This window comes from Streptomyces sp. NPDC001922 (assembly GCF_042891165.1).
Classification (GTDB): Bacteria; Actinomycetota; Actinomycetes; order Streptomycetales; family Streptomycetaceae; genus Streptomyces.
The window spans coordinates 30,363-53,884 of record NZ_JBIASV010000006.1 but is presented as its reverse complement, the minus strand read 5'-3'; the positions used below and the strand labels follow the sequence as shown (position 1 = coordinate 53,884).

Below are 23,522 nucleotides of genomic sequence, written 5' to 3'. Positions count from 1 at the left end.
TATATTTACGGGCCCTGGGGGCCCACAAATACACGGCAGCTTCCGGAACCCCCCACCCCTGCGCCCCCACCCCCTGACGTTCACCCGGCCCTGCGGCACCCGCTGCGTCATGTCCGGACCACTGGGCCGGTGGCACAGCGCCGCTTCGTGCACCTCGCCCTGCTGCCCCGCGCCCCTGTTGTTCTCCCGGCGCCTTTGGCACTGCGCCTCTGTGTGCACCGTGGACTGCGTCCGTTCTCGGTGTGGTGTCGGTGTTGGGAGCCGGGCGTGGTTCGGGGCCGTGAACTCCCCAGGCCGGGGCACTAGATTGAGGCGCTGACAGCCTGGCCGGTGAGGGGACGAGGGCAGTAGATGGACACCGAGGGGACCGATACGCGCTCCGGTCGTGTGCCGCGGCAGGCGGTGCCGCCGCGGCCCGCGGCGCCGCCGTCGGCGGGGCCGGGCGGTCAGGCGTTCGTGGACTGGCTGCGCGCGCCCCGGGCCGAGGCCGAGCCCGGCATCTGGGCGTTCGGGCACCGGCCCCGGCCGCCCGAGGAGCCGGACCGGATCCCGGGCCGTCAGCTGATCAGCGGGGCGCTGATCGCCTTCCTCTGCGGCTGGCTGCTGTGGTCGCTGTGCTGGAACGGGTATCTCGGCAGCTACTGGCTCTGGCCGCTGTTCCTGCTCACCCCCGACTCCTGGCGGGAGGCCGGCGGCGCCCAGCTGGCGTTCGTCTGGGCCACCTACCTCTACTACGGACTCTTCGCGCTGCTGCTGGTGGTGGTCTTCGGCCGGCTCGGCCGGTGGGCGGAGGTCTGGCGGCGGTACGGGGCCGGTGCGCTGCGGCGGGTCTGGGACGACACGTCCGCCCAGCCGCCCGCCGAGCCGCACGCCGATCCCGCGGCCTGGCCCGCGCTGCGCGAGGCCGGTGCCCCCGACATCGCCGACCGGCTCGCCGAGGAGGCCCGGGCCGGGCGGATGAGCGACGTCGACCAGGCCAGGATCGACCGTGCCTGGCAGTCCGTCCGGAGCCGTCCGGAGCGGCTGGCGGCGTTCACCGAGACGGTGCGCCGCGAGGGCGCCGCCGCGTGCGCCCATCCGTCCGGCGCGCGGGATCTGACGGTCCGTACCGCACGGCACGACCTGCTGACGCGTCAGGTGCGGATCGGCACCACCGCCGAGGACCGGCGTAATCCGTACGCCTACCGGGGGACCGGCTTCGCCCTCGGGCCCGCGCTGCTCGGCACGTCGCTGCTGGCTGTCGGGCCGGCCGGGGCCGGCAAGACCGGCCGGGTGGTGCGGCCGGTGCTGGAGTCGCTGTGTCTGCAGGCGCTCGCCGGCCAGGCCGCCGTCGTCGCGGTGGGCGCGGCGGGGGCGCCGCTCGCCCCCGACGACGCCTTCGACGTGGTGATCCGGATCGGGCGCCCGGAGTCGGAGTACGACCTCGACCTCTACGGCGGCACCACGGACCCCGACGAGGCCGCCGGGGTGCTCGCCGAGGCGCTGATCGGCGATCTGGTCGTCATGGACCCGGCCGCCGACACCCGGCGGGCGGCCACCGCCCTCGCCCAGCTCCTCGGCCCGTACCGCGCGGTCCACGGCCGTTTCCCGTCCGTGCCCGAGCTGCGGGAGCTGCTCGACGGGGGGTCCGCCGCGCTGGGCGTGCTGCGCTCCTCCCTGGAGGGCTCGGGGCAGGCCGCGCTGCTGCGCGAACTCGACGCGCGGGAGCGGCAGTCGGGCCGGGCCGGAGACGTGGCGGCGCTGCTCGCGGACCGGCTCGCGCTGCTCGACCGGCCCGCCTTCGCGGACTTCTTCGACACCGCGGGGAAGACCCGCCCGTTCTCGCTGCGCGCCCTGGAACACCCGCTGCGGGTCCGCATCGATCTGCCCGAGCGCGGCCACACCGACGCCTCCCGGCTGCTGACCCGGCTGGTGCTCGCCCAGTTCACCGAGTGCGCCACCGGCCGCGCCGACCGCTCGCTCTTCGCCTGCCTCGTCCTCGACGACGCGACGCAGACGGTGACCGCCGAATCCCTCCGCGGCATCCAGCGGCTGCGTTCGGCCAACGCCGGAGCCGTCCTCACCCTGCGGACCCTGGAGGACGTGCCCGAGCCGCTGCGCACCGCCACCCTGGGCGCGGTGGGCTGCCGGATGGCCTTCGCCGGCGTGACGACCTGGGACGGCGCGCGGTTCGCCGAGGTCTGGGGCAAGGAGTGGGTGGAGACCCGGGACGTCACCAACCGGCAGATCATCGCGGACGAGCCGCTGACCCGGGTGGTGCACACGGTGCGCCGGCTGGTCACCGGCCGGGCGGTGACGGCGGAGTCGGTGACCGTGCGGACGGTGGAGCGGGAGCGCTGGTCCGCCTCCGAGCTGGCGCACGCGGTGCCCGCCGGGCACGCCGTCCTCTCCCTCACCACCGTCCGCGGCGACCACGCCCCGCCGCTCCTGGTGGACCTGCGGGAATGACCCGGTGCCGGGGATTCGTCCGCTGAGGCAGAATCGAACTGAGCCGTTCGTACGGGACGGCACAATTGATCGCCTGAAGGTGCCATGCCTCCCACGCTCGCCTCCCTCGTCCACCACTCCGCGCTCAAGCTGGGCGTCCGCGCCGGTGGGGACCGTCTGGAGACCGCGGTGCGCTGGGCGCACGTCAGCGAACTCGCCGACCCGGTGCCCTACATGGACGGCGGCGAGCTGCTGCTCACCACGGCCATGAAGCTCGACGCCGAGGACGACGAGGCGATGCGCCGCTACGTCCGCCGGCTCGGCGAGGCGGGCGTGGTCGGGCTCGGCTTCGCCGTCGGCGTCAACTACGACGCCATACCCCAGGCGCTGGTGGCGGCGGCCGAGGAGGCCGATCTGCCGCTGCTGGAGGTGCCCCGCCGCACCCCGTTCATAGCGATCAGCAAGGCCGTCTCCGCCGCCATCGCCGCCGACCAGTACCGGGCCGTCACCGCGGGCTTCGAGGTCCAGCGCGAGCTGACCCGGGCGGCGCTCGGCGCGGAGGGCACCACCGCCCTGCTCGCCCGGCTCGCCGCCCACCTCGACGGGTGGGCCGCCCTCTACGACGCCTCCGGCACCGTGGTGGCCGCCGCACCGGAGTGGGCGTCCCGCCGGGCCGCCCGGCTCACCGCCGACGTCGAGCGGCTGCGCGAGCGGCCCGCCCCGGCGAGCGCGGTGGTCGGCGCCGCCGACGCCGGCGAGGACCGGGTCGAGCTCCAGTCGCTGGGCACCGGCCGCCGCGCCCGCGCGGTGCTCGCGGTCGGCACCGGCGCCCCGCTGGGCACCGCGGAACGCTACGCCGTGCACTCCGCGGTGGCCCTGCTGACCCTGGTCACCGAACGGTCGCGCGCCCTGCACGAGGCCGAGCAGCGGCTCGGCGCCGCCGTCCTGCGGATGCTGCTGGCCGGGGAGCCCGACCACGCCCGAACGGTGGCCGGGCCGCTGTACGGCGGGCTGCTCGACGCCCCGTTCCGGGTGCTCGTCGCCGAGGCCGTCGCCGGGGCGGCGGACAGGCCCGGGGCGGAGCACGACGGCGCCCCCGACGCCCTCGCCACCCTCGCCGACGCCCTGGAGTCGGCGGCGGCCCGCAGCGCGGAGGCCGTCCTCGTGGTCCCCGACGGGGCGCGGCTGGTGGTGCTCGCCCCCGACGGCGGCGCCGCCGTCGCCGCCTGCGGCCAGTACGCCGAGGCCCTGGAGGCCCGGCGGGGCACAACGGCCCGGCCGCACGAGCGGGCCGCCGCCGAGGGCGACGAGATCGCCATCGGCCTGTCCGCCCCGGCCGGCCCGATCGCCGCCGCCTCCGCCTACCGGGAGGCCGAGCAGGCCCTCTCGGTGGCTCGCCGCCGGGGCCGCACCCTGGTGGAACACGAGCAGGTCGCGGCGGGTTCCGTGCTGCCTCTGCTCGCCGACGACGCGGTGCGCGCCTTCGCCGACGGCATGCTCCGGGCCCTCCGCGAGCACGACGCCACCGGCCGCGGCGACCTGGTCGCCTCGCTGCGGGCCTGGCTCTCCCGGCACGGCCAGTGGGACGCCGCCGCCGCCGACCTCGGCGTCCACCGCCACACCCTCCGCTACCGCATGCGCCGCGTCGAGGAGATCCTCGGGCGCTCGCTGGACGACCCGGACGTGCGGATGGAGCTCTGGCTCGCGCTGAAGGCGACCACGGTCCCGGGGCCGTAGGGGCCTTGCGCTGTGCCCGCCCGGGGCGCGCGGCCCGGCGCCTCGCCTCGCCGCGTTGCCGGACGCGGACCGAAGGGTTCCGGCCGGGGTGCCAAACCGGCGAGAGCGCACCCCGTTACCACTCCATGCCGGACAAACGTCATTCGACGCGCCGACCCCTACGGTGGAGGCACCAAGAGCACCTCCCCACCACTTCGGAAGGGCCGGGATCCGCTGTGACCACACACCACGCGTTCTGGCTCGCCGGCCGCGAGGCTGCCGGCGACGACACGTTCGACGTCACCTCCCCCTGGGACGGCAGTCTCGTCGGCACGGTGAGCGTCCCCACCGAGGCCCAGGTCGAGGAGGCCGTGGCCGCCGCGGACGCCGTGCGGGACGAGTTCGCCGCGACGCCCGCGCACGTCCGGGCCGCCGCCCTCGACCACGTCTCGCGGCGCCTCGTCGAGCGCACCGAGGAGATCGCCCGGCTGATCTCCGCCGAGAACGGAAAGCCCGTCAAGTGGGCGCGCGGCGAGGTCGGCCGCGCCGTCTCGGTGTTCCGCTTCGCGGCCGAGGAGGCCCGCCGCTTCAACGGCGGCGAGGCGCAGCGCCTCGACACCGACCCCGGTGGCGTCGGCCGGCTCGCCTTCACCCGCCGCTTCCCGCGCGGCACGGTGCTCGGCATCGCCCCGTTCAACTTCCCGCTGAACCTCTGCGCCCACAAGATCGCCCCGGCGATCGCCGTCGGTGCGCCGATCATCCTCAAGCCCGCCCCGGCGACCCCGCTGTCCGGGCTGATCCTCGGCGAACTGCTCGCCGAGACCGAGCTGCCCGCCGGCGCCTGGAGCGTGCTCCCGGTCCCCAACGACCGGATGCCGGCGCTCGTCAAGGACGAGCGGCTGCCGGTCATCTCCTTCACCGGCTCCGACACCGTCGGTTTCGCGATCATGGAGTCGGTGCCGCGCAAGCACTGCACCCTGGAGCTCGGCGGCAACGGCGCCGCCGTCGTCCTGCCGGACTTCTCCTCCGAGGCCGACCTGGACTGGGCCGCCACCCGGATCGCGACCTTCTCCAACTACCAGGGCGGCCAGTCCTGCATCTCGGTGCAGCGGGTCATCGCGGACGCCTCCGTCTACGACCGGCTGGTGCCCAAGGTCATCGCCGCCGTCGAGGCCCAGGTCACCGGCGACCCGTCGGACCCGGCCACCGACGTCGGCCCGCTGGTCAGCGAGGACGCCGCCAAGCGCGTCGAGTCCTGGGTCGACGAGGCCGTGAACGCCGGCGCCCGGCTGCTGGCCGGCGGCAAGCGGGACGGCGCCTCCTACGCGCCGACCGTGCTCGCCGACGTCCCGGCCGACGCCACGATCGCCTGCGAGGAGGTCTTCGGCCCGGTCCTGACGCTGCACCGGGCGGACGGCGAGGCGGCGGCCTTCGCGGCCGTGAACGACTCCAAGTTCGGCCTCCAGGCCGGCGTCTTCACCCACGACGTCCAGGCCGCCTTCCGGGCCCACCGTGCCCTGGAGGTCGGCGGCGTCATCATCGGCGACGTCCCGTCCTACCGCGCGGACCAGATGCCGTACGGCGGCATCAAGCAGTCCGGCGTGGGCCGCGAGGGCGTGCGGTACGCCATGGACGACTACACCTACGAGCGGGTCATGGTGTTCACCGGCATCGATCTCTGACCCTCCCGGACGAGGACCGGCGGGGGGGGGGGGGGGGGCCCGCCGCCCCCCCCCCCCCCCCCGGGGGGGGGCGGGGCGGGGGGGGGGGGGGGGCGCCCCCCCCCCCCCCCCCCCCCCCCCGCCGTGTCCGGACCGGGCCGGAGGGGGGTCCGCGGCGCCCCGCACACCGCTGCCCACCAGTGGCGGAAACCGCCTCCGGAACGCCACCCGTTCGCGCGCGAGGGCTGGCACCACCCGTCGGGATCGGGTATTACGGGCAAGTAGTACCCATCGGTAGTCCGTCGCTCGACCGACCCCGTCCCGACTCGCGGTGAGGTGACCCTTCCATGACCGCCACATCCGCCAAGCCCACCGTCACAGAGCGTGAAGCACGCCAGGTCGCCGAGGCAGCTCGCGAGCAGGACTGGCGCAAGCCGAGTTTCGCCAAGGAGCTGTTCCTGGGCAGGTTCCGGCTCGATCTCATCCATCCGCATCCGGCACCGCCCGTGGAGGACGTCCGGCGCGGCGAGGAGTTCCTCGCCAAACTCCGCGACTTCTGCGACACCCAGGTGGACGGCGCCCGGATCGAGCGCGAGGCGCAGATCCCCGACGAGGTCGTGGCCGGCCTCAAGGAGCTCGGCGCTCTCGGCATGAAGATCGACACGAAGTACGGCGGGCTGGGCCTGTCCCAGCTGTACTACAACAAGGCGCTCGCCCTCGTCGGCACCGCCAGCCCGGCCATCGGCGCCCTGCTCTCCGCCCACCAGTCGATCGGCGTGCCGCAGCCGCTGAAGATCTTCGGCACCCAGGAGCAGAAGGACGCCTTCCTGCCCCGCTGCGCCCGCACCGACATCACGGCGTTCCTGCTCACCGAGCCCGACGTGGGGTCCGACCCGGCGCGGCTCGCCACCACCGCCGTCCCGGACGGCGACGACTACATCCTCGACGGCGTCAAGCTGTGGACCACCAACGGCGTCGTCGCGGACCTGCTCGTCGTCATGGCGCGGGTGCCGAAGAGCGACGGGCACTCCGGCGGGATCACCGCCTTCGTCGTCGAGGCCGGCTCCGAGGGCATCACCGTGGAGAACCGCAACGCCTTCATGGGCCTGCGGGGCCTGGAGAACGGCGTCACCCGCTTCCACCGGGTCCGGGTGCCCGCGGCGAACCGCATCGGCGCCGAGGGCGCGGGCCTCAAGATCGCCCTGACCACCCTCAACACCGGACGGCTCTCGCTGCCCGCGATGTGCGTCGGCTCCGGCAAGTGGTGCCTGAAGATCGCCCGCGAGTGGTCCTCGGTCCGCGAGCAGTGGGGCCGTCCGATCGCCCGGCACGAGGCCGTCGGGTCCAAGATCTCCTTCATCGCCGCCACCACCTTCGCCCTGGAGGCCGTGGTCGACCTCGCCGGACAGATGGCCGACGAGGACCGCAACGACATCCGGATCGAAGCCGCCCTCGCCAAGCTCTACGGCTCCGAGATGGCCTGTCTGATGGCCGACGAGCTGGTGCAGATCCGCGGCGGCCGGGGCTTCGAGACCGCCCCGTCCCTCGCCGCCCGCGGCGAACGCGCCGTCCCCGCCGAGCAGATGCTCCGGGACCTGCGGATCAACCGCATCTTCGAGGGCTCCACGGAGATCATGCACCTGCTGATCGCCCGCGAGGCGGTCGACGCCCACCTGTCGGTCGCCGGGGACCTGATCGACCCCGACAAGTCGCTGACGGACAAGGCCCGGGCGGGCGCCAGGGCGGGCGGGTTCTACGCCCGCTGGCTGCCGAAGCTCGTCGCCGGCCCCGGCCAGCTGCCCCGCACCTACGCGGAGTTCCACCCGGCCGGGCACCCCGACCTGTCCGTGCACCTCCGCTACGTCGAGCGCTCCGCCCGCAAGCTCGCCCGCTCCACCTTCTACGCCATGTCCCGCTGGCAGGGGAAGATGGAGACCAAGCAGGGCTTCCTCGGCCGGATCGTCGACATCGGCGCGGAACTCTTCGCGATGAGCGCGGCCTGCGTCCGGGCCGAGCTGCTGCGGGCGACCGAGGACCACGGCCGGGAGGCGTACCAGCTGGCGGACGCCTTCTGCCGGCAGTCCCGGATCCGGGTCGAGGAGCTCTTCGGCCGGCTCTGGAGCAACACCGACGACCTCGACCGCAAGGTGGTCAAGGGCGTCCTCGGCGACGCCTACACCTGGCTGGAGGAGGGCATCGTCGACCCCTCCGGCGACGGTCCCTGGATCGCCGACGCCACCCCCGGCCCGTCCGCCCGGGAGAACGTCCACCGCCCCGTCCGCTGACGCCGCGCGCCGCGCCGGACCGTCCCAGGGGGACACCCTGTCCGGCGCGGCGCCCGGTACGGACACAATGGGGGGATGACGGACTCTCTCGCCCACCCGCACGACCGCTTCCCGGCGGCCGACGCCGCCTCCGGCGGACTGCGGGACATCGTGATCCTCGGCTCCACCGGCTCCATCGGCACCCAGGCCATCGACGTGGTGCTGCGCAACCCCGGCCGCTTCCGCGTCACCGGTCTCTCCGCCGCGGGCGGCCGGGTGGCCCTGCTGGCCGAGCAGGCGTACCGGCTGAGAGTCCGCACCGTCGCCGTCGCCCGGGAGGACGTCGTCCCCGCTCTGCGCGAGGCGCTCGCCGCGCAGTACGGCAGCGAGCCGCTGCCCGCCGTCCTGGCCGGCCCCGACGCCGCCACCGAGCTGGCCGCCACCGACTGCCACTCCGTCCTCAACGGCATCACCGGCTCCATCGGCCTCGCCCCCACCCTCGCCGCCCTCGAAGCGGGCCGGGTGCTGATCCTGGCCAACAAGGAGTCGCTGATCGTCGGCGGCCCGCTGGTGAAGGCCATCGCCAAGCCCGGCCAGATCGTGCCGGTCGACTCCGAGCACTCCGCGCTCTTCCAGGCCCTGATGGGCGGCACCCGCTCCGAGGTCCGCAAGCTCGTCGTCACCGCGTCCGGCGGCCCGTTCCGCGGCCGGACCCGGCAGCAGCTCGCGACGGTGACGCCCGAGCAGGCCCTCGCCCACCCCACCTGGGCCATGGGCCCGGTCATCACCATCAACTCCGCGACCCTGGTCAACAAGGGGCTGGAGGTCATCGAGGCGCACCTGCTCTACGACGTGCCCTTCGACCGCATCGAGGTCGTGGTGCACCCGCAGTCCTACGTTCACTCGATGGTGGAGTTCGTCGACGGCTCCACCCTGCTCCAGGCGAGCCCGCCCGACATGCGGATGCCGATCGCCCTGGGCCTCGGCTGGCCCGACCGGGTGCCGGACGCCGCTCCCGGCGTCGACTGGACCAAGGCGTCGACCTGGGAGTTCTTCCCGCTCGACGAGGACGCCTTCCCGTCCGTCGGCCTCGCCCGGCACGTCGGCGGCCTCGGCGGCACGGCCCCCGCCGTGTTCAACGCGGCCAACGAGGAGTGCGTCGACGCTTTCTTGGCCGGAAAGCTGCCGTTCAACGGAATTGTGGATACCGTCGCCGACGTGGTCGCCGAACACGGCACGCCGCGGGGAACGGATCTGACCGTCGCGGACGTCCTCGAGGCGGAGACCTGGGCGCGCGCCCGCGCGCGGGAACTGGCGGCGAAGGCAGCAGCGGAGGCTCGCGGATGACGACACTGATGACGGTTCTCGGCATAGTCGTCTTCGTGGTGGGCCTGCTCTTCTCCATCGCCTGGCACGAACTGGGCCACCTCTCCACCGCCAAGCTCTTCGGCATCCGGGTCCCGCAGTACATGGTCGGCTTCGGCCCCACCATCTGGTCCCGGCACAAGGGCGAGACCGAGTACGGCGTCAAGGCCGTCCCGCTCGGCGGCTACATCCGCATGATCGGGATGTTCCCGCCCGGCGACGACGGCAAGGTCACCGCCCGCTCCACCTCGCCGTGGCGCGGCATGATCGAGGACGCCCGCTCGGCCGCCTTCGAGGAGCTCCAGCCGGGCGACGAGAAGCGCCTCTTCTACACACGCAAGCCGTGGAAGCGCGTGATCGTGATGTTCGCCGGACCGTTCATGAACCTGGTCCTGGCCGTGGCGATCTTCCTGTCGGTGCTGATGGGCTTCGGCATCAACACCCAGACCACCACGGTGAGCACCGTCTCCGACTGCGTGATCTCGCAGAGCGAGAAGCGGGACAAGTGCGCCGACGGCGACCCGGCCTCGCCCGCCAAGGCCGCCGGTCTGGAGCCGGGCGACCGGATCGTCGCGTTCAACGGCGACCGGGTCGCCGACTGGAGCAGCCTGCAGGGCCACATCCGGGACACGGTCGGCCCCGCCACGCTCACCGTCGAGCGCGACGGCGCCACCCGGACCCTGCACGCGAACCTGGTCAAGAACCAGGTCGCCAAGAACGACGGCAACGGCCGCGCGGTCCCCGGCGAGTACGTCACGGCGGGCTTCCTGGGCTTCAGCCCGGCCACCGGGGTCGTCCAGCAGTCGTTCGGGCAGTCGGTGGACCGCATGGGCGACATGATCACCACCGGCGTCCAGTCGCTCATCGACCTCCCGCAGAAGGTCCCCGCCCTGTGGGACGCGGCCTTCGGCGACGGGGAGCGCGAGCCGGACTCGCCCATGGGCGTGGTCGGCGCGGCCCGGGTCGGCGGCGAGGTGTTCAACCTCGACATCCCGCCGGAGCAGCGCGTCGCGACCATGCTCTTCCTGGTCGCGGGCTTCAACCTGTCGCTGTTCCTGTTCAACATGCTGCCGCTGCTGCCGCTGGACGGCGGCCACATCGCGGGCGCGGTGTGGGAGGGCATCCGGCGGCACGCCGCGCGGATCTTCCGGCAGCCCGACCCCGGCCCCTTCGACGTGGCCAAGCTCATGCCGGTCGCCTATGTGGTCGCCGGGATCTTCATCTGCTTCACCCTTCTGGTGCTGGTGGCCGACCTCGTCAATCCGGTCAGAATCTCCTGACCGGAGGGGGCCGCGGCCCCCGACCGGACAAGGCTGCGACGGCCGGGCGTGCCCCACGCCCGGCCGTCCGGCTCCGAGCCACTCCGGGGCCGGGATGTGCTGATGCCGGGAGAGGTGTCGTAATCTCGGTGACCGGAGCCCGCCGATCTCGGGACCGTGTCCACACCTTGGGGTTGCTCGCACAATGACTGCGATTTCGCTTGGAATGCCGTCCGTTCCGACCAGGCTCGCCGAGCGGCGGCACAGCCGTCGGATCCAGGTCGGAACGGTCGCCGTGGGCGGGGACGCTCCGGTCTCGGTGCAGTCGATGACGACGACGAACACGGCCGACATCGGTGCCACCCTCCAGCAGATCGCCGAGCTCACGGCCTCGGGCTGCCAGATCGTCCGCGTCGCCTGCCCCTCGCAGGACGACGCCGACGCGCTGCCGGTCATCGCCCGGAAATCGCAGATCCCGGTGATCGCCGACATCCACTTCCAGCCGAAGTACGTCTTCGCCGCGATCGACGCCGGCTGCGCCGCGGTCCGGGTGAACCCCGGAAACATCCGGCAGTTCGACGACAAGGTCAAGGAGATCGCGCGCGCCGCCTCCGACGCGGGTATTCCGATCCGTATCGGCGTGAATGCGGGATCCCTCGACAAGCGGCTGCTGGAGAAGTACGGCAAGGCCACGCCGGAGGCCCTGGTCGAGTCCGCGCTGTGGGAGTGCTCACTCTTCGAGGAGCACGGTTTCCGCGACATCAAGATCTCGGTCAAGCACAACGACCCGGTGGTCATGGTCAACGCCTACCGGCAGCTCGCCGCCCAGTGCGACTACCCGCTGCACCTCGGCGTGACCGAGGCCGGCCCGGCGTTCCAGGGCACCATCAAGTCGGCCGTGGCCTTCGGCGCCCTGCTCTCCGAGGGCATCGGCGACACCATCCGGGTCTCCCTGTCGGCCCCGCCGGCCGAGGAGGTCAAGGTCGGCATCCAGATCCTGGAGTCGCTCAACCTCCGCCAGCGCCGGCTGGAGATCGTCTCCTGCCCCTCCTGCGGCCGCGCCCAGGTGGACGTCTACAAGCTGGCCGACCAGGTCACCGCGGGCCTCGACGGCCTGGAGGTGCCGCTGCGGGTCGCCGTCATGGGCTGCGTCGTCAACGGCCCGGGCGAGGCGCGCGAGGCGGACCTGGGCGTCGCCTCCGGCAACGGCAAGGGCCAGATCTTCGTGAAGGGCGAGGTCATCAAGACCGTCCCGGAGTCGAAGATCGTGGAGACCCTCATCGAGGAGGCCATGAAGATGGCCGAGCAGATGGAGAAGGACGGCATCATCTCCGGCGAGCCCGAGGTCTCCGTCGGCTGATCCCCGGTCCGCACCGCCGGACCCCACCCCGTCCGGGCGCCGCCCCGGAACCGGCCGGAAACGGGGCCGTTCCGGGGGCGGCGTGCACCGGCGCCGGGCGGGTACAGTGCGGAGACCAGATGAGGGCCGGACGGCGAGGCATTCCGACACGTGTTGACGACGACCACCACCAAGGTTCTCGAACCGGGCGAGCTCGACGCGGCTCTCGCGGTCCTCGACCGTGACCCGGTCGCCAATGCCTTCGTCGCCGCCCGCGTCCAGGTCGCCGGACTCGACCCGTGGCGGCTCGGCGGCGAGATGTGGGGCTGGTACTCCGAGGGGCGGCTCGAGTCGCTCTGCTACGCCGGCGCCAACCTGGTACCGGTCTGCGCCGGCCCCGAGGCCGTCCGCGGCTTCGCCGACCGCGCCCGCCGGGCCGGCCGCCGCTGCTCCTCGATCGTCGGCCCCGCCGGGCCCACCGCCCAGCTGTGGTCCCTGCTGGAGCCCAGCTGGGGCCCGGCCCGCGAGGTCCGGTCCCACCAGCCGCTGATGGTCACCAGCGCCCTGCCGGCCGAGGTGGCGCCCGACCCGCTGGTCCGGCGCATCCGCAAGGACGAGATGGACATCGTCATGCCCGCCTGCGTGGCGATGTTCACCGAGGAGGTCGGTGTCTCGCCGCTGGCCGGCGACGGCGGACTGCTCTACCAGGCCCGGATCGCCGAACTCGTCACCGCGGGGCGCTCGTTCGCCCGCGTCGAGGACGGCAAGGTGGTCTTCAAGGCGGAGATCGGGGCGGCCACGGCGAAGGCCTGCCAGATCCAGGGCGTGTGGGTGGCACCGGAGTACCGCGGCCGCGGCCTGTCGGAGATCGGCATGGCCGCCGTCCTGCAGTTCGCCCTCAAGGACATCGCCCCCGTCGCCAGCCTCTACGTCAACGACTACAACCACACCGCCCGCGCCGCCTACCGCCGCGTCGGCTTCGAGGAGGCCGGGGCGTTCATGAGCGTCCTGTTCTGAACGCCGGGCAGCTTCCGACGCCGGGCAGCGCGGCGGAAAACGTGCCCGTCCCCGGCCCCCGCGCCCGGGTAGGGTCGCGGTCATGGATGACGTAGCGGTCGGACCGCTCGACCTGGCCGGGAGGGTGGACGAGGCGCTCGCCGTGCAGGCGGTCGCGTTCGGGCTCAGCAGCGACGAGGTCGGCGTCCGGCGCCACATCGTGCTGCGGCACCTCGGCTGCCCCGGCGCCCGCGCCCTCGGCGCCGTCACACCCGCCGGCCGGCTCGTCGGCTTCGTCTACGGCATGCCCAACGACCGCGGGCACTGGTGGTCCACCGTCGTCGAGCCCTACCTGCGCAGCGCCGGACAGGACGACTGGCTCGACAACGCCTTCGTCATCACCGAACTCCATGTGCACCCCGAGTACCAGAAGCGCGGCATCGGCCGCCGGCTGATCACCACCATCACCGACACCGCCGCGCAGCCCCGCAGCATCCTGTCCGCCGTCGACGTCGAGAGTCCGGCCCGCGTCCTCTACCGCGCGCTGGGCTACCGCGACCTCGCGCGCCAGGTGCTGTTCCCCAGCGCCCCCAGCCCGTACGCGGTGATGGGCGCGCCCCTTCCGCTCCGCCGGGGCTGACCGGTTCCGGGCCCCTCGGCCCCCGTCCGGCCCGTTCCGGGCGGTATCGGTTAACGGCCGCCGCCCGGTCCCGGATAGCCTCCTGACAATCGCACCCCGCAAGCAGGAGACAAAAACCATGGTCCAGCGCATGTCCCGGATGATGCTCAAGACACTGCGCGACGATCCGGCCGATGCCGAGACCACCAGCCACAAGCTGATGGTCCGGGCCGGGTACGTCCGCCGTTCGTCCGCGGGGATCTGGACCTGGCTCCCGCTGGGCAAGAAGGTGCTGGAGAACGTCTCCCGCGTGGTCCGCGAGGAGATGGACGCCATCGGCGGCCAGGAGGTGCTGCTGCCCGCGCTGCTGCCGAAGGAGCCGTACGAGGCCACCGGCCGCTGGGAGGAGTACGGCGACCTGCTGTTCCGGCTCCAGGACCGGAAGGGCGCCGACTACCTGCTCGGCCCCACCCACGAGGAGATCTTCACCCTGGTGGTCAAGGACCAGTGCACGTCCTACAAGGACCTGCCGGTGATCCTCTACCAGATCCAGACCAAGTACCGGGACGAGGCGCGCCCCCGCTCCGGCGTGCTGCGCGGCCGCGAGTTCCAGATGAAGGACTCCTACTCCTTCGACACCGACGACGAGGGGCTGGCCGAGGCATACCGGCTGCACCGCGAGGCCTACACCCGCATCTTCGAACGGCTCGGTCTGGACTACCGCATCGTGTCCGCCGTCTCCGGCGCCATGGGCGGCTCCGCCTCCGAGGAGTTCCTGGCCCCGGCCGCCGCGGGCGAGGACACCTTCGTCGACTGCCCCGCCTGCGACTACGCCGCCAACACCGAAGCGGTCACCGTGCCGGTGCCGGTCGTCGAGCCGGCCGAGCACCCGGCCGTCGAGGAGCTGGACACCCCCGACACCCCCACCATCGAGTCCCTCGCCGAGCACCTGGGCGTGGACCGCTCCGCGACCCTGAAGAACCTCCTGGTCAAGGTCGACGGGGAGATCGTGGCCGTCGGCGTCCCCGGGGACCGCGAGGTGGACCTCGGCAAGCTCGGCGAGCACCTGGCCCCGGCCACCGTCGAGCTCGTGACGGCCGACGACTTCACCGGCCGGCCCGACCTCGTCCGCGGCTACGTCGGCCCGCAGGGCCGCGCGGGCACCGCCTTCCGCTACATCGCCGACCCCCGGGTCGCCGCCGGCACCAGCTGGGTCACCGGCGCCAACACCGAGGGCAAGCACGCCCGCAACGTCGTCGCCGGCCGGGACTTCGAGGTCGACCAGTACCTCGACGTGGTCGTCGTGGAGCCGGGCGACCCCTGCCCCCGCTGCGGCGCCGGGCTGGAGATCGGCCGCGCCATCGAGATCGGCCACATCTTCCAGCTCGGCCGGAAGTACGCCGACAGCTTCGAGCTCGACGTCCTCGGCCGCGAGGGCAAGCCCGTCCGCGTCACCATGGGCTCCTACGGCATCGGGGTGTCCCGGGCCGTCGCCGCGCTCGCCGAGCAGACCGCCGACGGACAGGGCCTGTGCTGGCCGCGGGAGATCGCGCCCGCCGACGTCCACGTGGTGGCCGCGGGCAAGGCCCGGCAGACCGAAATCGCCCTGGAGGTCGGCGAGAAGCTGCACTCCGCGGGCATCCGGGTGCTCCTCGACGACCGGGCCGGGGTGTCGCCGGGCGCCAAGTTCACCGACGCCGAACTGATCGGCGTGCCGACCATCCTCGTCGTGGGCCGCCGGGCGGCCGAGGGGATCGTGGAGCTCAAGGACCGCCGCACGGGCGAGCGCGAGGAGCTGTCCGTGGACGAGGCCCTGGCCCGGCTGACGAAGGCCTGAGCCGCCGGCCCGGGAGCGGGCCGAACCGTGCGCCGGCCGTCCGCGCGCCCTCCGGGGCCCGCGCGGGCGGCCGGCGCTCGTCGTCGGCGCCCGGTCCGCGGGGCCTTGCGCGATGGGATTCCGCGGGGGCCTTGCGCGATGCGGTGAGGTCGCGTGGTCCGGTGCCGTGCGTCGCGGGGCACCGGAGAGCCCTTGCAGCGGAGCCACCGGAGCTGTCCGGCAACACGGCGCGGTGCGGTGCCGGACCGCGCGACCCGGGGGGACAGGGCAAGGCCCCTCAGAGCCAGCCCGCGAACTCCAGCAGCACTTCGCCCTCCTGGGTGCGCCCCGCGGTCAGCGACCGCACGCCCGACTCCACCGCCCGGAACAGCGTCCAGCCGCGCAGCCGGTCCCGGTCGACCTCCAGGGAGTCCGCCAGCTTCGCCACCCGCCGGCGCGTCGCGGAGGCGCCGCCCGACGTCGCGACCAGATCCTCCAGCCGGTCGCGGACCAGCCGCGCCAGGTCGTAGGCCCGCTCACCGACCACCGGCTCCGGACCGACCGCCAGCCAGGGCGCCCGTTCCGCGGACAGCACCTTGCCCTGCCGGAAGCGGCCGTGCAGCAGCACCGCCTCCGGGGCCTCGGCCGTCAGCGCCTCGTGCACCGCCAGCGCCTCGTCGACCAGCGGCCGCACGCTCACCGCCCAGGGTTCCCCGGACGCCGCCCGCAGCCGCCGCACGTCCCGCCCGGTCCGCTCGGCCACCGTCGGGAACGGGTGGTCCGCACCGGGGTCGACCCACAGCCGGCGCACCGTGCCCGCCGCCTCCAGCTGCGCCTTCGCGTCCGGCAGCGAGCTCAGCGAGATCTCCCCGTGCAGCCGTTCCAGCAGCAGCGCACCCGACTCCGGATCCGCCGCCAGCAGCCGCACCGACCCCCAGCCGTCCCACCGCTCCAGCGCGGCCTGCTCCGGCAGCGACCGGACGCCGGGCGGCACCAGCTTGAGCACCGCGGGAGTGCCGTCAGCCCGCCGCACCAGCACCACGAGACTGCTGCGGCCGCCCGGCGCCTGGAGCCGCTCGGCGGTCAACTCCCAGCGCTCCAGGGCGCCGTGGACCAGTCCGGGCAGCGACTCCAGCCAGTCCTGGTCGCCGTCCCCGCCCTCCTCGGCCAGCGCCCGCAGCAGACGCTGCGGCGGTTCGACGGGGACACCGCCCTCGCGCGGTGCTGCTGAAGCCATCCCTGAGCTGTCCCTTTCCATGCCTGCGTACGCCCGCCCGCCGCCGCGGGTCAGAGCGCGTCCGCGGTGCGGGTCGCCGAAGCGGTCGGGCCGGCCGGGCCCTGCCGTTCGGCGAGCCCAGGGAAGGCTACGCTCCCCTTGCGCCAGCGGGCCGCCCGCACCGCGGCCTCGCGCAGCGCGGACGCCGCCTCGCGGCGCAGCGAGCCCTCCGCCGCCCCCACGAGGTCGGCGTAGACCCCGGCCACCCGCTCCTCCAGCTCCGCGGCGAGCCGGACCGCGGCCGCCGCGTCGGGCACCGGGAACGGCAGCGCGTACGCGGCGGCCGACGGCTCCGGCTCGCCGCCCAGCTCGTCCACCAGCCGGCGGACCGAGTCCCGGCGCGCCCGGTGCGCGGCGTACGCCTCCCGCGCCTCGTCCAGCCGGCCGTCCCCGATGCGCCCGCCCACGACGCCGTATCCGTAGACCGCGGCGTGTTCGGCCCCGAGCGCCGCCTGGGCCGCGTCCAGCGTCGCCTTCCGGCGCCCGCCGCCCGCGGCGCGGGCTCTGCCGTTCGTCGTCATGGTGTCCCTTCCGGACCGGATGGTGTCGGCGCCGTCCGCGGGCCCCGGGCCCCGTCGCCGCTGCCGGGAGGACGGCCGCCCGGTCCGGGGAACTCCCGGGCCCCGCCCGGCCGGTGCGCCCGCACTCAGCCGCTCCCGGTCAGCAGGAAGACGTGGGCGGCGCCCGCCGCGGCCACCGAGGCCAGCAGCCTGGCCAGTTCCGGGGGCGCCTCCAGCAGGGCCTCGGTGCGCGCGTCGGCCGTGCGGCGCTCGGCGTCGGCCAGCGCGGTCAGCGCCTTCTTCTCGTCGGCGGGCACCGGCGGGGCCGCCGCCGCGGACCGGCGGGGCGAGGCGGACGCGGAGGGGGCGGACGCGGAGGGGGACGGCGCACCGGGGGCGGTGGCGGACGCGGAGGCCGCCGGCCCGGGGGAGACGAACGCCGCCTCGTGCCGGGCGGCTTCGGCGCGCAGCGGCCGCAACCGGGAGGCGAGCGAGGGGTGGGCCTTCAACGTCGCGTCGTAGCGGGCCACCAGGGCGGCGGACTCGGCCGAGGAGCGGGCCCGCAGCTTCCGGGCCCCGGAGCCGCGCTCGGCGTCCCGGCCGCCGTCGTCGGAGCAGCCCGTGAGCACGGCGGTGGCGGTGGTGGCGCCGAGGGCGCCGGCCAGCAGACTCCGGCGGCGCGGCCCGGACTGGGCCGGCGGCGGTGTGGCGTGCGGCACGGTTCACCTCCTGTGGGGGCAAGCGGCGGCGGGGCCGGCGGGCGGGAGGAGGCCGACGCCGGACGGGCGTCCTTGATCGGCCGGAGCCGAGCGTACCCGTGGCCTGGGCCGGGAGCCCCGACCGGCTCGGCACGCACCCGCGGGAGACCGGCCCGGCGTACACCACGGGAGGCGTACGGCAACACCCTCCGCGACCGGATACCCTTTGACCTGACACGCGACCTTCCCACAACAGCACACGCGGCCGAGGAGTCACCCGGATGAGCACCACCCAGAGCGAGAGGCTGCGCGGACTGCTCGAACCGCTGGTCGCCGCGCGAGACCTGGATCTGGAAGAGATCGAAGTGACACCGGCCGGGAAGCGGCGTGTGCTCCGGATCGTCGTGGACTCCGACGAGGGCGTCCAGTTGGACGCCTGTGCCGAACTGAGCCGCGCGGTCTCCGAGAAGCTGGACGCGTCGGACGCCATGGGCGGCGCCCCGTACGTCCTCGAGGTCACCTCGCCCGGCGCCGACCGGCCGCTGACCGAGCCGCGCCACTACCGCCGCGCCACCGGACGCCTCATCAAGGCCCAGCTCGTCGACGGAGGCGAGCTGGTCGCCCGGATCACCGCCGTCGACGACGAGGGTCTCGACCTCGAGGTGCCGGGCGTGAAGGGCCGCAAGGCCACCACCCGACGGGTTGCCTTCGGCGAGATCGCCAAGGCCCGGGTGGAGATCGAGTTCAACCGCAAGGCCGCCGACACCAGCGCCGCGGCCGCTGACGACGAGAGCCAGGAGGAGGCGTAGCCGTGGACATCGACATGAGCGCCCTGCGGGGTTTGGTACGGGAGAAGGAGATCTCCTTCGACCTGCTGGTCGAGGCAATCGAGTCGGCCCTCCTCATCGCGTACCACCGCACCGAGGGAAGCCGCCGCCACGCCCGCGTGGAGCTGGACCGCAACACCGGACATGTGACCGTCTGGGCCAAGGAGGACCCCGCCGACCTCGAGGAGGGCGCCGAGCCCCGCGAGTTCGACGACACCCCCTCGGGCTTCGGCCGGATCGCCGCCACCACCGCCAAGCAGGTCATCCTGCAGCGGCTGCGGGACGCCGAGGAGGAGGTCACCTTCGGCGAGTACGCGGGCCGGGAGGGCGACGTCGTCGCGGGCGTGGTCCAGCAGGGCAAGGACCCCAAGAACGTCCTGGTCGACATCGGCCGGCTCGAGGCCATCCTGCCGGTGCAGGAGCAGGTCCCGGGCGAGGACTACAAGCACGGCACCCGGCTGCGGACCTACGTCGTCCGGGTGGTCAAGGGGGTGCGCGGACCGTCGGTGACGCTCTCCCGCACCCACCCGAACCTGGTGAAGAAGCTCTTCGCCATGGAGGTCCCGGAGATCGCGGACGGCTCGGTGGAGATCGCCGCCATCGCCCGTGAGGCCGGACACCGGACGAAGATCGCCGTCCGGTCGACCCGTTCGGGGCTCAACGCCAAGGGCGCCTGCATCGGCCCGATGGGCGGCCGGGTCCGCGCCGTCATGGCCGAGCTGCACGGCGAGAAGATCGACATCGTCGACTGGTCGGACGACCCGGCGGAGCTGGTCGCGCACGCGCTGTCACCCGCCCGGGTGAGCAAGGTCGAGGTCGTGGACCTGGCCGCACGCTCCGCCCGGGTGACCGTGCCCGATTACCAGCTGTCACTGGCGATCGGCAAGGAAGGGCAGAACGCCCGGCTGGCGGCCCGGCTGACCGGCTGGCGGATCGACATCCGCCCCGACACGGAGCAGCAGCCCGCCGAGCAGAACTGAACCAACGGAAACCGGCCGACGAGCTCGCCCGATGGCCGGAATCCGGAATGACGATCAGCCGGACGGGCCTTACCCCACCAGGGTCGGGCTCGTGCGGGGAGGTAGACTTGAGCGTGTCTGGCCGGACGCATGCCCGCGCATGCCCTGAGCGAACCTGTGTGGGTTGCCGGGAGCGAGCGGCCAAAGGCGATCTGCTGCGCATCGTGGTGATCGAGGACTGCTGTGTTCCCGATCCTCGCGGTACGCTGCCCGGCCGGGGTGCTTATGTGCACCTCGCCCCGGTCTGTCTCGACCTGGCGGTCCGCCGCCGGTCGTTCTCCCGGGCCTTTCGAGGCCGGGGACCGCTCGACACCACGGCCCTGCGCCGGTACATCGAGCAGGCACCACCGCAGGAGACAGGCAACACCGTAAGAGAACGGCACGGGTGACCGTGCGGTCAGGTACCTCGCGAGTCGGAAGTAGGTCGAGATTGCGATGAGCACTCGATGAGTACGCGATGAGTACGCCCATGAAGTAGCGACGGTCCGGCGGAACCCGGACCTAAAAGGAGCGAAGTGGCTAAGGTCCGGGTATACGAACTCGCCAAGGAGTTCGGAGTTGAGAGCAAGGTCGTCATGGCCAAGCTCCAAGAACTCGGTGAGTTCGTACGTTCGGCGTCCTCGACGATCGAGGCGCCGGTCGTGCGCAAGTTGACTGACGCTTTCCAGCAGGGCAACGGCTCCGGCCGTGCCGCCGGTAAGCCCTCCGCGCCCCGCAAGGCGGCGCCTGCCAAGCCGTCCGCGCCCACTCCGGGTGCGACGGCCCGTCCTGCTGCCCCGAAGCCCCCGACGCCCGGCCCCAAGCCGGCCGCCGCCGAGGCGCCGAAGAGCAGCACTCCCACGCCTCCCACTCCGGGTCCGCGTCCCACCCCGGGCCCGAAGCCTCCGGCCCCGAAGCCCGGTCCGGCCCAGCCCGCGACCCCGGCTCCGGCCTCCCCGGAGTTCACCGCGCCCCCGGCGGCGTCCGGCCCCAAGCCCGGCGGCGGCACCCCCGGCCCGCGTCCGGCCCGCCCGCAGGCCCCCGGCCAGGGCGGCCAGGGCCGTGGCGACGGCGGCGCCCGTCCGGGTGCCCCGCGTCCCGGCGGCGACCGTCAGGGCGCTCCGCGTCCCGGTGGCGGCCGTCCGACCGGCCCGCGTCCGGGCAACAACCCCTTCACCTCCGGCGGCAGCACCGGCATGGCGCGCCCGCAGGCGCCCCGCCCCGGTGGCGCCCCGCGTCCGGGCGGCGCTCCCCGTCCCGGCGGCCAGGGCGGCCCCGGCGGCCCGCGTCCGCAGGGCGGTCCCGGCGGTGCCCCGCGTCCCGGCGGTCAGGGCGGCGCCCGTCCGACCCCGGGCGGCATGCCCCGTCCGCAGGGCGGCGCAGGCCAGGGCGGTCCCCGTCCCGGCGGCGGCGCTCCCGGCAACCGTCCGAACCCGGGCATGATGCCGCAGCGTCCCGCTGCCGGCCCGCGTCCGGGCCCCGGTGGCGGCGGCGGTCGTGGCCCCGGTGGCGGCGGTCGTCCCGGTGGCGGCGGTCGTCCGGGCGGCGGCGGCTTCGCGGGTCGTCCCGCGGGTCCCGGCGGCGGCGGTCGTCCGGGTGGCGGCGGCGGTGGCTTCGGCGGCCGTCCCGGCGGTGGCTTCGGCGGCGGCGGTGGCCGTCCCGGCTTCGGCGGGCGTCCCGGCGGCCCCGGTGGCCGCGGTGGCACCCAGGGTGCGTTCGGCCGTCCCGGCGGACCGGCGCGTCGTGGCCGCAAGTCCAAGCGCCAGAGGCGCCAGGAGTACGAGGCCATGGAGGCCCCGTCGGTAGGCGGCGTGATGCTGCCTCGCGGCAACGGACAGACCGTCCGGCTGTCGCGCGGTGCGTCGCTCACCGACTTCGCGGAGAAGATCAACGCGAACCCGGCGTCGCTCGTCGCCGTCATGCTCAACCTCGGCGAGATGGTCACGGCGACCCAGTCGGTCTCCGACGAGACGCTGCACCTGCTCGCCGGCGAGATGAACTACACCGTCGAGATCGTCAGCCCGGAGGAGGAGGACCGCGAGCTTCTCGAGTCCTTCGACATCGACTTCGGGGAGAACGAGGGCGGCGAGGAGATGCTCGCCCCGCGTCCGCCGGTGGTGACCGTCATGGGTCACGTCGACCACGGTAAGACGCGACTGCTGGACGCGATCCGCAAGACGAACGTCATCGCGGGCGAGGCCGGCGGCATCACCCAGCACATCGGTGCCTACCAGGTGGGCACCGAGGTCAACGGTGAAGAGCGTCGCATCACCTTCATCGACACCCCGGGTCACGAGGCGTTCACCGCCATGCGTGCCCGAGGCGCCAAGTCGACCGACATCGCGATCCTCGTGGTGGCGGCCAACGACGGCGTCATGCCCCAGACGATCGAGGCGCTGAACCACGCCAAGGCGGCCGACGTGCCGATCGTGGTCGCGGTCAACAAGATCGACGTCGAGGGCGCGGACCCGACGAAGGTGCGCGGTCAGCTGACCGAGTACGGCCTGGTGGCCGAGGAGTACGGCGGCGACACCATGTTCGTCGACATCTCCGCCCGCCAGGGCGAGAACATCGACAGCCTGCTGGAGGCCGTGGTCCTCACCGCGGACGCCGCGCTCGACCTCCGGGCCAACCCGGAGCAGGACGCGCAGGGCATCGCGATCGAGGCCCACCTCGACCGCGGCCGCGGCGCCGTGGCCACCGTGCTCGTCCAGCGCGGCACCCTGCGGGTCGGCGACACGATGGTCGCCGGCGACGCGTACGGCCGCGTCCGGGCGATGCTCGACGACAACGGCAACAACGTGGAGGAAGCGGGTCCGTCGACCCCCGTCCTGGTCCTGGGTCTCACCAACGTCCCGGGCGCCGGCGACAACTTCCTCGTCGTCGACGAGGACCGCACGGCCCGCCAGATCGCCGAGAAGCGCGCTGCGCGCGAGCGCAACGCCGCCTTCGCCAAGCGCACCCGCCGGGTGTCCCTCGAGGACCTCGACAAGGTGCTCAAGGCCGGCGAGGTGCAGCAGCTCAACCTCATCATCAAGGGCGACGCGTCCGGTTCGGTGGAGGCTCTCGAGTCCTCGCTGCTCCAGCTCGACGTCGGCGAAGAGGTCGACATCCGGGTGCTGCACCGCGGCGTCGGTGCGGTCACGGAGTCCGACATCAACCTGGCGTCCGGCTCCGACGCGATCGTGATCGGCTTCAACGTCCGGGCCGAGGGCCGGGCGACGCAGATGGCCGAGCGCGAGGGCGTCGACGTCCGCTACTACTCGGTCATCTACCAGGCGATCGAGGAGATCGAGGCGGCCCTCAAGGGCATGCTCAAGCCGGAGTACGAAGAGGTCGAGCTCGGCACGGCGGAGATCCGCGAGATCTTCCGCTCCTCCAAGCTCGGCAACATCGCGGGTGTCCTCATCCGCTCCGGCGAGGTCAAGCGCAACACCAAGGCCCGTCTCATCCGGGACGGCAAGGTCGTCGCGGAGAACCTCAACATCGAGGGCCTGCGTCGCTTCAAGGACGACGTCACCGAGATTCGTGAGGGCTACGAGGGCGGTATCAACCTCGGCAGCTACAACGACATCAAGATCGACGACGTCATCGCGACGTACGAGATGCGCGAGAAGCCGCGCGGCTGATCGCAGGCAGAACGGCCCGGGGCCGGTCGGCGGAGGTAATTTCCGTCGATCGGCCCCGGCCGTTGCGTGTACCGTTCTTGTGTCCCGGCCGGACCGCCGGCGGGATGGTACTGGACGAGGCCCCACGGGTGG

17 protein-coding genes are annotated in these 23,522 nt (G+C 73.8%); 14 read left to right on the top strand and 3 right to left on the bottom strand.

Annotation, left to right across the window (positions count from 1 at the left end; all coding sequences use genetic code 11):
- Positions 1 to 351 precede the first annotated feature (351 nt).
- The 10 genes from ACFYYR_RS12125 to ACFYYR_RS12080 all read left to right on the top strand — a co-directional run bounded on the left by ACFYYR_RS12125 (position 352) and on the right by ACFYYR_RS12080 (position 15,483).
- On the top strand, positions 352 to 2,448 hold the full coding sequence (locus ACFYYR_RS12125; RefSeq protein WP_388850471.1) for an ATP-binding protein: 2,097 nt from the start codon (positions 352 to 354) through the stop codon (positions 2,446 to 2,448).
- Between the two features lie 84 nt (positions 2,449 to 2,532).
- The gene (locus ACFYYR_RS12120) at positions 2,533 to 4,164 is read left to right on the top strand and encodes a PucR family transcriptional regulator (protein WP_388850468.1); all 1,632 of its coding nucleotides are present in this window, start codon (positions 2,533 to 2,535) and stop codon (positions 4,162 to 4,164) included.
- A 215-nt stretch (positions 4,165 to 4,379) separates the two neighbouring features.
- A complete protein-coding gene (locus tag ACFYYR_RS12115; RefSeq protein WP_388850465.1) occupies positions 4,380 to 5,825 on the top strand; it encodes an aldehyde dehydrogenase family protein in 1,446 nt (481 codons plus the stop codon).
- Positions 5,826 to 6,151: 326 nt separating this feature from the next.
- Entirely contained in the window at positions 6,152 to 8,089 is a 1,938-nt protein-coding gene (locus tag ACFYYR_RS12110) for an acyl-CoA dehydrogenase family protein (RefSeq protein ID WP_388850462.1), read from the top strand.
- 75 nt (positions 8,090 to 8,164) lie between these two features.
- On the top strand, positions 8,165 to 9,415 hold the full coding sequence (dxr, locus tag ACFYYR_RS12105) for a 1-deoxy-D-xylulose-5-phosphate reductoisomerase (RefSeq protein WP_388850459.1): 1,251 nt from the start codon (positions 8,165 to 8,167) through the stop codon (positions 9,413 to 9,415).
- Entirely contained in the window at positions 9,412 to 10,713 is a 1,302-nt protein-coding gene (locus tag ACFYYR_RS12100; protein WP_388850456.1) for a M50 family metallopeptidase, read from the top strand. The genes dxr and ACFYYR_RS12100 overlap by 4 nt, the downstream gene beginning before the upstream one ends.
- Before the next feature lie 184 nt (positions 10,714 to 10,897).
- Entirely contained in the window at positions 10,898 to 12,052 is a 1,155-nt protein-coding gene (gene ispG / locus ACFYYR_RS12095; RefSeq protein WP_388850453.1) for a flavodoxin-dependent (E)-4-hydroxy-3-methylbut-2-enyl-diphosphate synthase, read from the top strand.
- Positions 12,053 to 12,202: 150 nt separating this feature from the next.
- On the top strand, positions 12,203 to 13,048 hold the full coding sequence (locus ACFYYR_RS12090; protein WP_388850450.1) for a GNAT family N-acetyltransferase: 846 nt from the start codon (positions 12,203 to 12,205) through the stop codon (positions 13,046 to 13,048).
- Between the two features lie 82 nt (positions 13,049 to 13,130).
- The gene (locus ACFYYR_RS12085) at positions 13,131 to 13,667 is read left to right on the top strand and encodes a GNAT family N-acetyltransferase (RefSeq protein ID WP_388850447.1); all 537 of its coding nucleotides are present in this window, start codon (positions 13,131 to 13,133) and stop codon (positions 13,665 to 13,667) included.
- 118 nt (positions 13,668 to 13,785) lie between these two features.
- Positions 13,786 to 15,483 carry a proline--tRNA ligase gene (locus tag ACFYYR_RS12080; protein ID WP_388850444.1) on the top strand — a complete coding sequence of 566 codons (1,698 nt, stop codon included), beginning with the start codon at positions 13,786 to 13,788 and terminating at the stop codon, positions 15,481 to 15,483.
- A gap of 277 nt (positions 15,484 to 15,760) precedes the next feature.
- Here ACFYYR_RS12080 and ACFYYR_RS12075 read toward each other — a convergent pair whose 3' ends face one another.
- The 3 genes from ACFYYR_RS12075 to ACFYYR_RS12065 all read right to left on the bottom strand — a co-directional run bounded on the left by ACFYYR_RS12075 (position 15,761) and on the right by ACFYYR_RS12065 (position 17,957).
- Positions 15,761 to 16,699, bottom strand: a complete 939-nt coding sequence (locus ACFYYR_RS12075; RefSeq protein ID WP_388850441.1) for an aminoglycoside phosphotransferase family protein — start codon at positions 16,697 to 16,699, stop codon at positions 15,761 to 15,763.
- Positions 16,700 to 16,749: 50 nt separating this feature from the next.
- Positions 16,750 to 17,259, bottom strand: coding sequence for a ferritin-like domain-containing protein (locus ACFYYR_RS12070; protein WP_388850438.1), 510 nt, complete (start codon positions 17,257 to 17,259; stop codon positions 16,750 to 16,752).
- A gap of 125 nt (positions 17,260 to 17,384) precedes the next feature.
- Positions 17,385 to 17,957, bottom strand: a complete 573-nt coding sequence (locus tag ACFYYR_RS12065; RefSeq protein WP_388850436.1) for a hypothetical protein — start codon at positions 17,955 to 17,957, stop codon at positions 17,385 to 17,387.
- A gap of 260 nt (positions 17,958 to 18,217) precedes the next feature.
- On the opposite strand from ACFYYR_RS12065, the gene rimP reads away from it, so the two are divergent.
- The 4 genes from rimP to infB all read left to right on the top strand — a co-directional run bounded on the left by rimP (position 18,218) and on the right by infB (position 23,390).
- Positions 18,218 to 18,745: a ribosome maturation factor RimP gene (gene rimP / locus ACFYYR_RS12060; protein ID WP_388850433.1), complete on the top strand. Its 528-nt coding sequence runs from the start codon at positions 18,218 to 18,220 to the stop codon at positions 18,743 to 18,745.
- Between the two features lie 2 nt (positions 18,746 to 18,747).
- Positions 18,748 to 19,743: a transcription termination factor NusA gene (gene nusA / locus ACFYYR_RS12055; RefSeq protein WP_388850430.1), complete on the top strand. Its 996-nt coding sequence runs from the start codon at positions 18,748 to 18,750 to the stop codon at positions 19,741 to 19,743.
- A 113-nt stretch (positions 19,744 to 19,856) separates the two neighbouring features.
- On the top strand, positions 19,857 to 20,171 hold the full coding sequence (locus tag ACFYYR_RS12050) for a YlxR family protein (protein WP_388851336.1): 315 nt from the start codon (positions 19,857 to 19,859) through the stop codon (positions 20,169 to 20,171).
- Positions 20,172 to 20,297: 126 nt separating this feature from the next.
- Positions 20,298 to 23,390: a translation initiation factor IF-2 gene (gene infB, locus ACFYYR_RS12045; protein ID WP_388850427.1), complete on the top strand. Its 3,093-nt coding sequence runs from the start codon at positions 20,298 to 20,300 to the stop codon at positions 23,388 to 23,390.
- Positions 23,391 to 23,522 lie beyond the last annotated feature (132 nt).